10 protein-coding genes and 1 pseudogene are annotated in these 13546 nt (G+C 68.6%); 7 read left to right on the top strand and 4 right to left on the bottom strand.

Going from position 1 to position 13546, the window contains the following annotated elements; translation table 11 throughout:
* A partial coding sequence (locus BACI349Y_RS11350; protein ID WP_159632188.1) for an ATP-binding cassette domain-containing protein occupies nt 1-736 on the top strand: 736 nt, incomplete at its 5' end.
* Between the two features lie 55 nt (nt 737-791).
* On the opposite strand, the gene BACI349Y_RS11345 is transcribed toward BACI349Y_RS11350, so the two are convergent.
* Nucleotides 792-1310 carry a DinB family protein gene (locus BACI349Y_RS11345; RefSeq protein WP_159632187.1) on the bottom strand — a complete coding sequence of 173 codons (519 nt, stop codon included), beginning with the start codon at nt 1308-1310 and terminating at the stop codon, nt 792-794.
* Between the two features lie 69 nt (nt 1311-1379).
* Between BACI349Y_RS11345 and BACI349Y_RS11340 the strand changes: the two are divergent.
* Nucleotides 1380-1568 (top strand): annotated as a pseudogene (locus BACI349Y_RS11340) (ATP-binding cassette domain-containing protein); the annotation flags it as partial.
* Nucleotides 1569-1706: 138 nt separating this feature from the next.
* On the opposite strand, the gene BACI349Y_RS11335 reads toward BACI349Y_RS11340, so the two are convergent.
* Nucleotides 1707-4229, bottom strand: a complete 2523-nt coding sequence (locus BACI349Y_RS11335; protein ID WP_159632186.1) for a DNA gyrase/topoisomerase IV subunit A — start codon at nt 4227-4229, stop codon at nt 1707-1709.
* A 76-nt stretch (nt 4230-4305) separates the two neighbouring features.
* Between BACI349Y_RS11335 and BACI349Y_RS11330 the strand changes: the two genes are divergently transcribed.
* From BACI349Y_RS11330 to BACI349Y_RS11310, 5 genes are all read left to right on the top strand, one after another.
* Complete coding sequence (locus BACI349Y_RS11330; RefSeq protein ID WP_159632185.1) at nt 4306-6990, top strand: bifunctional acetate--CoA ligase family protein/GNAT family N-acetyltransferase; 2685 nt, start codon at nt 4306-4308, stop codon at nt 6988-6990.
* Between the two features lie 41 nt (nt 6991-7031).
* Complete coding sequence (locus tag BACI349Y_RS11325; protein ID WP_159632184.1) at nt 7032-7775, top strand: DUF5998 family protein; 744 nt, start codon at nt 7032-7034, stop codon at nt 7773-7775.
* A complete protein-coding gene (locus tag BACI349Y_RS11320) occupies nt 7775-9001 on the top strand; it encodes an alkaline phosphatase family protein (RefSeq protein WP_159632183.1) in 1227 nt (408 codons plus the stop codon). The genes BACI349Y_RS11325 and BACI349Y_RS11320 overlap by 1 nt, the downstream gene beginning before the upstream one ends.
* Entirely contained in the window at nt 8994-9734 is a 741-nt protein-coding gene (locus BACI349Y_RS11315; RefSeq protein ID WP_159632182.1) for a thymidine kinase, read from the top strand. The genes BACI349Y_RS11320 and BACI349Y_RS11315 overlap by 8 nt, the downstream gene beginning before the upstream one ends.
* A gap of 112 nt (nt 9735-9846) precedes the next feature.
* Nucleotides 9847-11367 carry an HNH endonuclease signature motif containing protein gene (locus tag BACI349Y_RS11310; protein ID WP_159632181.1) on the top strand — a complete coding sequence of 507 codons (1521 nt, stop codon included), beginning with the start codon at nt 9847-9849 and terminating at the stop codon, nt 11365-11367.
* A gap of 13 nt (nt 11368-11380) precedes the next feature.
* On the opposite strand, the gene BACI349Y_RS11305 is transcribed toward BACI349Y_RS11310, so the two are convergent.
* Nucleotides 11381-11968, bottom strand: a complete 588-nt coding sequence (locus tag BACI349Y_RS11305; protein WP_201302429.1) for a dihydrofolate reductase family protein — start codon at nt 11966-11968, stop codon at nt 11381-11383.
* Nucleotides 11969-12092: 124 nt separating this feature from the next.
* The gene (gene sepH / locus BACI349Y_RS11300; protein WP_159632179.1) at nt 12093-13424 is read right to left on the bottom strand and encodes a septation protein SepH; all 1332 of its coding nucleotides are present in this window, start codon (nt 13422-13424) and stop codon (nt 12093-12095) included.
* Nucleotides 13425-13546: the final 122 nt, after the last annotated feature.

The raw sequence follows: 13546 nt of genomic DNA, 5'->3' as shown, positions 1-13546 counted from the left end.
CCCTGACGGAGGCCGGACCCCTGGCGGCGGAGAAACCCCCGAGGGCCTGCAGCCTGTTCCCGCCAGGGCCGGGAATGCACCAGGCGTTGAACTGGTGGGTCTGGCCGCGGCATGGCCGGGCGGCTCTCCGGTCTTCTCCGGCGTGGATGCCGTGGCAGTCCCGGGACGTTGGCTGGCGGTCACCGGACCGTCCGGTTCCGGCAAATCCACGCTGCTCTCGGTGCTGCTGGGCTTCCTGCCACCGGCATCCGGCCAGGTCCTGGTCACCGGCCGGGCTGCCTGGTGCCCCCAGGAAGCCCACCTGTTCGATTCCACCATCCGGGGAAACCTGCTGCTGGGACGGCCCGCCACCAACGGCGCGACTCCGGCAGGGGACCACGACCTGGAGGCCGTCCTGGCCGCCGTCGGACTCTCCGCGCTGGTGGGCCGGCTGCCGGCGGGGCTGGACACCCGGATCGGGCCCGGCGGTGCCTTCCTGAGCGGCGGCGAGCGCCAGCGCCTGGCGGTAGCGCGGACCCTGCTGACGGGCGCGGAAGTGATCCTGCTGGATGAACCCACCGCCCACCTCGATGCCGGATCCGCGGCCGCCATGCTGGCCGACCTGCGCGCCGGACTGCGGGACCGCACCGTGGTGCTGGTGACGCACAACCCGGCTGACATCCACGCCGGCGACGCCCGGCTGGAGCTTTCAACCTCCGCCGGACAGCCCCGAGGATCCCTGGCGCCCTCGCGCTGAGCGTTGCCGGATGCGCTTCGCCGCACCGGCTTCGGGGGCCGGCGGACCCCGGACGTCAGCCGTCGACGTCGTGCAGGTGATGGACCACGTCGTGCAGGAAATACTGTGAAAGCGTCAGGACGGTGAACTCCGAGCCGTTGCTGCGCAGGCCCTTGCGGCCCCAGTCCTCTTCCGGGACGCCGGCGAAGGACTCGGCGGCCTCGTGACCTTCCGCCGCCAGTTCCGGGCCCACCTCGGATGGATCGGCGTTGGCGTAGTCCTTCTCAAGGGCTGTCCGGTCCTGGTCCCAGTCCGCGAAGCGGGCGCCATCCTCGGCGAGCATCAGGTTCAGGCGCTGGTTGAAAAGGGTGAAGACGTCCCGCACATGGCACGCGTACTCCAGCGCCGACCACGTCTGCCCGTCGGGGCGCTCCGCCGCGTCCGGCCGGCGAAGGACGGCCAGCCACCGGGGAATCAAGCTTTCGATGCTTCCGGGAACCGTGGCAGGGGTGGCCGTGGAGGCATGGAAATTGCATTCCGGGCAGGGCCGTGACAGGACCCAGGTCCAGTCCTTTTCATCAGGAACGATAGGCATGGGAGCAGTCTAAGCCGTGCGGGCCAAAAGACTCTGGGCCGGGTGCAGCGGCCCGGCCAGCGTGGCCGCATGAGCCCGGAAGCGCGCCTGGGCGCGCAGAGTATGGTGCAGCTGTCGGGCCTGACGAAGCGGTGCGGCCGGAACACAGCGCTCGACGACGTGACCCTCACCATTGGACCGGGCGAGGTGTTCGGATACCTGGGTCCCAACGGGGCAGGCAAGACCACCACCATCCGGCTCCTGATGGGGATGCTGCGACATTGTGCTGGTGGCCGCGGGCACCATTGCGGTGCTGGTGGCGTTCGCCGTCGCCGGGTTCAGGCGCAGGGACGTAGCCGGCTGAGCCGGAGGTGGCCGCAGCCCTGCTTCGCCACGGGCCCTGCTCCGCGACGGGCCCTACTCCGCGGCGTCCCCTGCTGCGCCGCCGTCCATCCATGCCATGGCCGGCCCCACCACGTCCACGGCCTGGGAGAGCGGGACGCCCGAGCCGTCACGGCGGCCGTGTTCCTGCGGCAGTGACCGCGCCACTCCGCCGGCGGAGGACGCCTTGGCCGGCCCGTGGCCCGCCCACGCGAGGAGCAGCATGTCCTCGCCCTTGAGGAACCGGTGCGACCGGACCCCTGCAGTGGCACGCCCCTTGGCCGGATATTCGGAGAATGCGGTGACCTTGGCCGTGCCCGGGGCGGTGCCTGGGAGGGCGCCGTTGGTCCCGGCGATGGTGACTACGACGGCGGCCTCGTCCTGGGGCTGTACGGCACCAAAGAAGATCACCTGGTCGCCCGCGGCGAGTTTGATCCCGGCCATGCCGCTGGCGGTTCGGCCCTGGGGACGGACCACGGCTGCGGGGAACTTCAGCAGCTGTGCTTCCCGGGTGAGGAACACCAGTTCGGTGTCATCGGCCCCGGCCGGAGCGACTCCCACCACCACGTCCTTGTCCTTCAGGGCGATGACTTCCCAGTCTTCCCGGTTCAGCGGGTAGTCCGGCTGGACCCGCTTCACCACGCCCTGCGCGGTGCCGATGGCCAGGACTTCATCCAGCCGCACGAACGCCACCAGGGTTTCACCCTTCACCAGGGTCAGGAACTCCTTGGCCGACACGCCGCCGGCCAGGTTGGGCAGGCCGGCCACGGGCGGCAGGACCGGCATGTCCATGACCTGCAGCCTGAGCATCCGGCCCTGCGAGGTGACCGCCGCGATTTCGCCGCGGGCCGACGTCTTGACCACCGAGGTGTACACGTCGTGCCTGCTCCGGGGGCCAGCCTCGGCCAGCGGTTCCTGGGTGCTGGTGCGTGCCACCTGACCGGAGGCGGTGAGGATGGCCCAGCAGGGGTCGTCAGCGATCTCCAGGGACAGCGGCGCAGCCTTGCCCTTCTTTGCCCCGGCAAGCTCGGCAGCGGCGACGGTGGGGGACACGGCCTCGGACTCCAGGAGGACCGTCCGGCGCGGGGTGCCGTGTTCCTCGGCAATCGCGCCCAGTTCGTCGGAGACCACGGTGCGGAGCAGTTCCTCGGAGTCCAGGATGGCCTGCAGTTCCGCGATCTCGCGGCGCAGCTCGTCCTGCTCCTTCTCCAGCTCGATCCGGGAGTACTTGGTGAGCTGCCGCAGGCGCAGTTCGAGGATGTAGTTGGCCTGGACCTCGGTGAGGTCGTAGATGGACATCAGCCGCTCACGGGCCGCCGCGGCCTCGTCCGAGGACCGGATGATCTGGATGACCTCATCGATGTCCACGATGGCGATCAGGAGGCCCTCCACCAGGTGCAGGCGGTCCTTCTTCTTGCCCAGGCGGTAGACGGTCCGGCGGCGGACCACGTTGATCCGGTGGTTGACGTAGACGGACAGCAGGTCCACCAGGCCCAGTGTCTGCGGCTGGCCGTCCACCAGCGTCACGTTGTTGATGCCGAAGGAGTCCTCCATCGGCGTGTAGCGGTAGAGCTGCTGCAGGACCGCGTTCGGGTTGAAGCCGTTCTTCAGCTCGATGACCAGCCGCAGCCCGTGCTTCCGGTCCGTCAGGTCCACGATGTCGCTGATGCCGGTCAGCTTCTTGGCGTTGACGGCATCCTTGATCTTCTCGATCACCTTTTCCGGGCCCACCATGTACGGCAGTTCGGTGACCACCAGGCCGGTGCGGCGTGCGGAGAGCTGTTCGACCTCCACCTTGGCGCGGGTCTTGAAGGATCCGCGGCCGGTGGCGTACGCGTCGCGGATGCCGTCCAGGCCCACGATCCGGCCGCCGCTGGGCAGGTCCGGGCCCGGGACGAACCGCATGAGGTCATCCAGGGTGGCGTCGGGGTTGGCGATCAGGTGCCGGGCGGCGGAGATGACCTCCACCAGGTTGTGCGGGGCCATGTTGGTGGCCATGCCGACGGCGATGCCGGTGGCGCCGTTGACCAGCAGGTTGGGGAAGGCGGCGGGCAGGACGTCCGGCTGGGTCAGCTGGTTGTCGTAGTTGGGGACGAAGTCCACCACGTCTTCGTCCAGGTGGTTGGTGAGCGTGAGGGCGGCCGCCGCCAGCCTGGCCTCGGTGTACCGCGGTGCTGCCGGGCCGTCGTCGAGCGAGCCGAAGTTGCCGTGCCCGTCGATCAGCGGCAGGCGCAGCGAAAAGTCCTGCGCCATGCGGACCATGGCGTCGTAGATGGCGGCGTCGCCGTGCGGGTGCAGCTTGCCCATGACCTCGCCCACCACGCGGGCGCTCTTGACGTGGCCGCGGTCAGGGCGCAGGCCCATGTCGCTCATCATGTACAGGATGCGGCGCTGTACCGGCTTGAGCCCGTCGCGCGCATCCGGCAGGGCCCGGGAGTAGATCACCGAGTACGCGTACTCCAGGAAGGAGCCCTGCATTTCGGACGTCACGTCGATATCGACGATGTTTTCCGTGTAGCTGTCGTCCACGATGGGTTTTGAACTTTGCCGGCGGGCCATGGGGTTTGGTGGATCCTTCTGCGGTTACTGCGCAGCCACAGGGTGTGCTGCGATAGTTTTTGGCTAGGCTAAGCCTATGGTGGATCAGCCCGGGGACGGCGAATATCCGGAACATTGGGAAGCCGATGTCGTCCTGCGGGACGGCGGGACAGCGCATCTGCGGCCCATCCACCCGTCGGACGCGGACGCCGTCCAGGCCTTCCATACCGGGCAGTCGCAGAATTCAATCTACATGCGCTTCTTTGCGTTCAAGGCCAGGCTGTCCGCCAAGGAGCTCAAGCGGTTCACCGAGGTGGACTACAAGGACCGGGTGGCGTTCGTCATCACCATTGGCGGCGAAATCATCGGCATCGGCCGGTATGACCGGCTGACCGATCCCACCGAGGCGGAGGTCGCCTTCAACATCGCCGACGCCCACCAGGGGAGGGGCATCGGGTCCATCCTGCTGGAGCACCTGGCCGCCGCGGCGCACGAAAACGGCATCCGGAAGTTCACCGCCGAGGTCCTGCCGGAGAACCGCAAGATGCTGATGGTCTTCTCCGACGCCGGCTACGACGTCAAGCGGCATTTCGACGACGGCGTCGTCAGCCTGGAATTCAACGTCGACCCCACCGAAAAATCCCGTGCCGTGATGGAATCCCGCGAGCACCGCGCGGAGGCGAGGAGCGTCCGGGAGCTGCTGGCGCCGTCGTCCGTTGCCGTCATCGGGGCGAGCCGCCGGTGGGGGACCGTGGGGTACCAGCTGCTGGAGCACATCATCGAGGGCGGTTTCCACGGCCCGGTGTACGCCATCAACCCGGAGGCGCTGGAACTGGCGGGCATGATGTCCTACGGCAAGCTCTCCGAAGTTCCCCAGCCCGTGCAGCTGGCCATGATCGCCGTGCCCTACGAGGAAGTCGCCGGCGTGGTGGAAGAGTGCGCGGCCGCGGGCGTCAAGGGCGTGGTGATCGCCTCCGCAGGCTTCGCGGACGACGGCGAACGCGGGCTCCAGCGGCAGCGCGCCCTGGTGCGCCAGGCCAGGGCGAACGGGATGCGGGTGATCGGGCCGGCGTCGCTGGGCATCGCCAACACCCACCCCGACGTCTCACTGAACGCCTCCATGGCGCCCACCATGCCGCTGCGCGGCAGCCTGGGCCTGTTCAGCCAGTCGGCGGCCATCGGCGTCTCGCTGTATGCCGCCTCCAGCCGGCGCCGGCTGGGGCTGTCCAGCCTGCTCTCGGCGGGCAACCGGGCGGACGTTTCCGGCAACGACATGATGCAGTACTGGGAGGACGACGCCGACACCTCCGCCGTGGGCCTGTACCTCGAATCGATCGGCAACCCGCGCAAGTTCTCCCGCATCGCACGCAGGCTGGCACGCACCAAGCCGGTCATCGTCGCCAAATCCGACACCATGGGGCTGCGCCTGCCACCAGGCCATGCCGTCCGCACCACGCAGGCGCCGGCGGGAGCGCTGGATGCCATGCTGCGCCAGTCCGGCGTGATCCGGGTGGAAACCGTGGAACAACTGGTGGATGTGGCACAGGTGGTGTCGGGAAGGCTGCTCCCAGCCGGGCCCGACGTCGCCATCTTCAGCAACTCCCAGGCGCTGGGCAACGTGGTGGCGGACAGCGCTGCGGCTCACGGCCTGGGAGTGGCGCAGGTGGTTTCCGGGCTCGACCTGGACGCCGGACAGTCCGTGGCCCTGCCCCTGCTCCGGAAGGCCCTCCTTGACGCCCTTGCCTCGGACGCCGTCCACGCCGCCGTCGCCGCACTGCTGCCTGCCCGCGGGCTGACGGTCGACGCGGTGGCCCAGGTCCTCGCAGAATGCTCCGCAAGCGCAGGGAAACCGGTGGTGGCAGCCTTCACCGGAATCCTGGACCCCGCCATCAACGTAGAGGGCCTGCTGGGAACCGAGGGGTGCACCGTCCCCTGCTTCTCAAACCCCGGCGCCGCGGTGGCCGCCCTCGCCGCGGTGGTCCGGTACGCGGAATGGGCCGCCCGCGACCAGGGGCACTTCGTGGAGCCCGCCGGCTGCGACCCGCGGCAGGCGGCGGCTGAGATCGATGAACTGCTGCGGGATGTCACGGGCGAACAGCTCAAGCAACTGGACCCGGCGGCAACCGCCTCCCTGCTGGGGCACTACGGTATTTCCGTCCTGCCCTCGGCGCCGTTCACCACTCCGGATGAGGCGGTCGCCGCCGCCGACTCACTGGGCTGGCCGGTGGTGCTGAAGACCACCGAACTTGCCCTCCGCCACCGGCTGGACCTCGGCGGCGTGCGGCTTGGCATCGAGGACGCCGAATCGCTGCGCCTGAATGTGCTGCAGATGCGGCGTGCGCTCGCTGCCTACGGAGATCCGGCCCTCGAAGTCCAGGCCATGGCTCCCGTGGGACAGGCGTGCACGTTCCGGGCCATCGAGGACCCCCTGCTGGGCCCGGTCATCTCGTTCGGCCTCGCCGGTGACGCCGTCAACCTCCTGGACGACTGGTCCCACCGGGTTCCGCCGCTTTCGGCGGCGGATGTCCACGACTTCATCCGGGCGCCCAGGGCGTCCCGGAAGCTCTTCGGCTACCAGGGCCTGCCGGCCGTGGACGTGCACGCGCTGGAGGACCTCGCGGGCAGGCTGGCATGGATGAAGGACAACCATCCGGAGATCGCACTGGTGGAATTCAACCCTGTCCTGTGCGGCACGTCCGGGGCCACCATCCTCGCCGCGGACGTGCGGATCGGCAACGCCGCGCAGCGCACCGACAGCGCCCGCCGGGCCATGCTGGGCTGAGGCGGTTAGCAAGTGACCGGCCGATCTGTGAAAATGGGGGCATGAGCTTCCAGCCTCCCGCGTCGGCGCCCGAAACGCCCGGAAACGAAAACCAGGCAGTCCGCCAGCACAGCTCACACAACCACGGAGTCCAGGGCCAGAGCCTCGAGGACGCGCTGCAGAAGGCCGGGTTCTACCCCCGCCTGGTATCCGATGTTGTCGATGACGCACTGGATGGCCGGGACTGCGTGGCGCACCTGGTGCACCTGGAAACGCACTTCGACCGGGCAGAAGTGCGCCGCCACATCACCGTCCTGGTCCTCACCGCGGACATGCTGGTCATCACCCATGTGGACGACCAGCAGCTGGATGAGGCGGGGGAGCAGATCGTCGCCCAGATCTCCACGGAGTCCGTTCCCGTGTCCCAGATCAGGTCGGTGGTCCTCAGCTACATGTACGCGCAGCCGCAGAACTACAAGCCCTCCGACCCGGTCCGGGAACTGACCCTGTCCATCGCATGGTCCGGCGGCCAGCGGCTGGACATGGGTCCGGCCAGCTGCGGCGATCCGCAGTGCGAAGCGGACCACGGCTACACCGGAACCATTGCGCAGGAGGACATCGTGCTCCGGATCAGCGCCGAAGCTGACGGGCTGCAGGCCGTGCAGGACGCCAAACTGTTTGCCCGGGCCCTGCGCGCCGTCAACACCGGTTCCGCCGCCCCCGTATCCCACGCCCAGTCCATGGCGCCGCGGCCGCGCTCCGGAGTGTTCGGCAACCGGCTCAGCCGCGGGCACCAGCAGCGCTGATGCCGGTAGACCGCCACCACGCCGCACAAGCCTCCGGACGCACCCCCGACCTTCCGCCTGCTCCCGCCTACGGGCATCGTTCCATCGCTGAAGTGCTGACCAGTGCAGCCGCAAGCCTTGGGGTGGAAGGTTTTGCCAATACCCTCGGATTCCCTGCTGCCTCACGGGTGTGCGTGGTCCTCGCGGACGGACTGGGCCGGAACCTCCTCAAGCAGAAATCCGCCCACACCCCCTTCCTGCGCTCTGTGCTTCAGGCCGGGCAGGGCGACGTCCCGGTGTGGCTGGACTCCGCCTTCCCTTCCACCACAGCAGCGGCCCTGTCCAGCTTTGGGACCGGGCTTCCTGCCGGCCAGCACGGCATGGTGGGCTACGACGTCCTGGACCCTGACCAGGACAAGGTGGTCAACCTGCTGGGGAACTGGGATCCGGGCGTCGATCCGTCGGCCTGGCAGCCGTTCCCTACCGTGTTCGAACGGATCGCCGGACAGGTGGACGTCAGCACGGTCAGCCTCTCCCAGTTCGACGGCTCGCCCATGACCCGGGCCGCACTCCGGGGCGGCAGGTTCATTCCGGGGACAACCGCCCATGCCCGGACCGCCGCCGCGGCCGAAGCCATGGCAGCATCCGGCCCGTCCCTCATGTATTTCTACGTCAACGACCTGGACAAGGCCGGCCACCGCTACGGCTGCCGCTCCGAGCAGTGGGAACACCAGCTGGAAGAGCTCGATGCCACCGTCAAGCGGCTCAACTCCACCCTTCCCGCCGGCACCACCATCCTGCTCACGGCAGACCACGGGATGCTGGACGTGGCCGAACCGCAGCGGATCGATTTCTCCACGGACCCCGCCCTGGTGGAGGGCGTCCGGCACACGGCAGGTGAACCACGGATGGTCCACCTGTACCTTGAAGAAACGCATCTGTCGGACGGCGGCGCGGAGCGGCTGCTGGCGGCTTGGAAGGCGCGGTTCGGCGACCGGATCTGGGCCTTCACACGCGGTGAAGCCGTGGCCGGGGGACTCTTCGGCAAGGATGTCCGGCCCGCTGTTGAAGGCAGGATCGGTGACGTCATGATCGCGGCGCGGGACGCCGTCGCGCTTTACGATGGCCGGCGCATGCGGCCGACTGCCATGGAGGTGGTGGGCCAGCACGGCTCGCTGACCAAGGCTGAGCGGGAGGTCCCGCTGCTCTGCTTCACGGCCGAAGGAAGGAACCGCCGGCGTGGCTGAGCTCATCTTCTTCTCCGGCACCATGGACTGCGGAAAGTCCACCCTGGCCCTGCAGATGGACTACAACCACCGGGCCCGCGGCCGCGGCGGTGTCCGGTTCAGCCGCAACGACCGCGCCGGTGAGTCCCGGATCTCCAGCCGCCTGGGTCTGGAGACGGACGCCGTGGAGGTGCTGGACAGCACCGACTTCTGGGAGGAAGTCATGATCCGCCGCACCCAGGGGCAGCGTGTGGACTACCTGATCTGCGACGAAGCACAGTTCTACACGCCCGAACAGGTGGAGCAGCTGGCCAAAGTGGTGGACGAGATCGACGTCGACGTCTTCGCGTTCGGCATCACCGCTGATTTCCGCACCAGGCTGTTCCCTGGCTCGCAGCGCCTGATCGAGCTCGCCGACCGGGTGCAGGTGCTCCAGGTGGAGGCGCTGTGCTGGTGCGGCCGCCGCGCCACCCACAATGCCAGGACGGTCGACGGCGTCATGGTCACCGAAGGTGCGCAGGTGGTGGTGGGCGATGTGGACATGGTGGTGGAAGCCGCTGCCCCCGAGGCAGGGCATGTTCCGGTGGTGGGGTACGAAACCTTGTGCCGGCGACACTTCATGAGGCGGGTGACGGCTCACGGCGCATCCCTGATGGCACAGCAGGACCAGTTGCTGCCGTTCGACGTCGATGCCTGCCTTTGGCACGGCTCCGGTGGACCCGGCGAGGGCCGGGGGACAGGCTCGAAGGGCTGACCCTTCCCCGCACGTATCCGAACTTCCGCACCGGCGCCTCCATTCCGGGAAGCAGAAGCGCTTCCTTGCGGCTCCGACTCAAAATGTCGTACCCCTTTGTCATGATGGGTTTATGGGGAAGGCAGCGGTGGCGAGGGCGTTCGGGGAGATCAAGGCTGCCCTTGCCGTGCTGAATGCAGAGGTTGATGGGGCCGGTGTGGTGCCTTTTTCTGCGGCGGATCCGTTGGCTGGGTTGGCGGATGGTTGCCTGGAGATTCTGGCCGGGTCCCGTGAGGTTGAGGCCGGGATCGCTGGGTTGAAGGCCAGGGCGGCGGTGACGTACTCGGACACCGCCCACGTTGTTGCGGGGCCGGATGTTCCGGTGCGTGCGCAGGAGATGGCGGTCGCGGCGGAGATCGGGTGTGTGCTGGCCCTGGGGCCGCGGGCGGCGTCGTCGTTCCTGGTCACCTCGCACGCGGTCACGGCGACGTTGCCGCGCACGCTGGAAGCTTTGCAGGCGGGAGTGATCTCCTGGAGCCACGCGGTGGTGATGTCGGACGAGACAGCGTGCCTTGATCCTGATGGGGCTGCGGCGTTGGAAGCGCATTTCCTGGACCCGGACGCCCCGGACCCGGCGCGGGGGTGCCCGGTGGGGCAGTTGCCGGCGCACCGGTTCAAGGCCAAGGCCCGGACTTGGCGGGAACGCCACCAGGCCGGGTCCATCGAAAAACGCCATGCCAAAGGGGTCGCGGAGCGGCGGGTGGAGTTCCGGCCGGACCAGGACGGGATGGCCTGGCTGTCCGCGTACCTGCCCGCGGACCAGGCCCTGGCCGGGTGGAACCGGCTTACCGCGGCCGCCAGGGGCAGGCAGGGACCGGACGAGCCCCGCAGCATGCCCCAACTCCGGGCCGACACCTTCGCCAACGCAATTCTCACCAACAGCACTCCGAACGTCGGCGACACCGGCGGCGGTGTCAGCTCCAGCGGCAGCTTCACCGAGGTTGAGGGTGCCGTCCGGGACGGTGTGCAGTCGCCGATCCGTGCGCAGGTGCTGGTCACGGTTCCGGTGTTCTCGCTGATGGGCGTGACGGATGAACCGGCGGTGCTGGATGGGTACGGCCCCATCCCGCCGTCAATGGCCAGGGCACTCGTCGCTGGCGGTGCTGGCACGTTCTACCGGGTGCTGGTGGATCCTCGGGACGGGGCACCGTTGGAAATCGGCCGGACAAGCTACCGGGTCACCAAAGCCATGCGGGCGTGGTTGCGGCTGCGGGATGGCAAATGCCCGTTCCCGGGCTGCAGCAACAACTCCCTGGACAACGACGCCGACCACATCCTCGCCTGGGCCAAGGGCGGCCCCACCGGGATCAGCAACCTGGGACAGCCCTGCCCGAAACACCACAAACTCCGCCACACCACCGCCTGGAAACCCACGGCCGCCACGAAGAACGAACCACCCGGCTGGACCTCACCCACCGGCCGCCACTACCAAAGCGAACACCAGGACTGGGAACCTGCCCAATGGCCTCCGGGATGGCCGTCCGGGTTCTTGCCCGAGGCCCGCAACAAGCCTGAGAACGGAGCCTTCTGGAAGATGCCCTCCTCCAGCACCTTGCCGTGTGATGCGCCCATGTGCGGCGCACGGCCGGGTTGAGCAGCGCTGACTGCTACTGGGCCGTCCGGCGGTAGCGGATGTGCGTGGCCAAGGGAGAGTGGAGTACCTCGACGGGTTCGAAGCCAAATGATTCAATGCCGTCAAAAATCCGTTCACCCGAACCGAGTAAAACCGGAGCGATGTCCAGGGTGAGCTCGTCGATCACGCCGGCGGCCAGCGCCTGGCGGACGGTGGATGCTCCGCCGGCAATATCCACTCCCTTGCCCCCGGCTGCCTCGAGCGCCGCCGCGTACGCCGCATCGAAGCCGTCGGTGACAAAGTGGAAGGTTGTCCCGCCCTCCATCTGGATCGGATCATGCGGGTAATGGGTAAGGACGAACACCGGCGCATGGTAGGGCGGCTCGGGGCCCCACCATCCGCTCCAGTCCTCGTCCCAGTCTCCGCGGACGGGACCAAACATGTTCCGGCCCATCACGTAGGCTCCCCGCGGGCGCATCAGCCAATCAGCCGCGATCCCGTTGGCCTCGTTGGCGCGGGGATCGCCGATGTGCCAGCCGTGGAGTTCAAGCCCCCGCTTGCCCAGCGGGTTCTCGCGGCTTTGGTCAGGCCCGGCGACGAACCCGTCCAGGGACATTGACATGTGGCAGGTGGTGTCCGGCACAGCGAACCTCCAGGGGTAAGTGCAGCTTCTGACCGATGGTGTGCGGGGAGCCTAGCATGCAGCAGTTGGAGGAACTACCCCTGAGGGTGCCGGCAGAGAGCCTTTAGTCGCTCCGTGTGCCGAAGACGATCTCGTCCCAGGACGGGACGCTGGAACGCTTGGGCCGGGCAGGCCGTTCCGGCGCCTCGGTCTCGGGCAACTGCCCGGTAGAGGGGGATGCATCGTTTTGCTTGGGTGCCGGGCGGCGGGGATTGCTGCCCAGCAGCTCATCCAGCCCGGCGCCGCCGGAGTTACCGGACCCGGCAGCAGGCGCGGAACCGGACGGCTTCTGCGGGGACGCCGCAATGGTGATTTCCCGGGTGTCGGTACTGACGCCGTCGTGAAGCCGCAGGGCGTCATCGTTGCCGTCCCGGTGCGGCGGGAGCAGGCTCAGCCGGGACAACATTGACGGCCTTGCATCACGGCGCCGGATGAACGAATCCCCCTGGGCGGCCGGTGCGTCCTGCGGCCCGTCCTGGGATTCGGGGTCCTCCGATTCCGGCTCAGGAGCGGCCTCGGCGGCTACCTCGGAAGGCCGCGGGTGGGCAGCCGGGACGCCATGGGCCAGGAGCAGCGCCAGGGCGTCGTCCGAATCTTCGTCCACACCCAGCCGCTGGCCGCGCCGCGACCGGAGCATGTCCAGGAGGCCGTCGGATTCCTTTGCGGCTTCCTGCGCAGGACCCTGACCCCCAGAGGATGCCTTGGAGGAGTCCGCGTCAGTCTCAAAATCGAAGGGGCGGTCGGAAACCGCCGTGAGGCGGCGCGCGGGAACGGGGCCGTCCAAAGGCTCGAGTTCGCTCAGCTGCTGTGCCCAGCGGTTGGTGTTCTGCAGCGATTTGCGGCCGGGGTTGAAGGTCCACAGCGCGGGCGGCTCTTCCCCGATTCCGGAGGTCCCGCCGGGTTTGGCCTCAAAGCTTGCCGAGACAGTCCAGGTGCCGTCCTGGCGCCGCCACGAGTCCCATTCCACAGTGCCTGGGTCGATGCCGTGGGCCGAAAGCCGGTGCGCCACCATGTCGCCCAGCGTGGCCGGGTTGTCGCCGAACGCGGACCGGTAGACGTCGTGGCCGGGGGAGGGTGCCGCGACTTCAACCTTCCGTGCCTGCTGCGCAACGTACTCGCGTTCCGCCAGCACCGGGCCCTCGTAGCGCTCCACCTTGGCCAGCGGCATCCCGGACAACTCCGCGACGTCGGCAGCGGTGGCACCCGCACGGATCCGGGCCTGGATATCCCTGGGGGACATGGGAACGGCAGGCCGCTCCGTCCTCGGTTTCGCCGTGGACCGGCTGGCCGTCCTGAGGGCCTCATCGATCGGCAGCTGGAACATCTCGCCGCCGGCCCCGCTCAACAGGAGATGCGTCCCGTCGTCGTGCACGCCTACAAGCCGTAGATCCTGCATACAAATCCTCCACCCTGGCATTACTATCAACCGAAACTCTGCCACCCGGCGGTGCGGATTTGGCTCAAGAGGCAGGGCGCGCCGTGATTTTCCGCCGGATCAGGGCCCGGGCGGGGCGTAAC

The sequence above is a fragment of the Arthrobacter sp. 8AJ genome, assembly GCF_902506025.1.
GTDB lineage: Bacteria > Actinomycetota > Actinomycetes > Actinomycetales > Micrococcaceae > Arthrobacter.
Note: the sequence above shows the minus strand (reverse complement) of the source record. Positions and strands in the feature narration are given on the sequence as shown.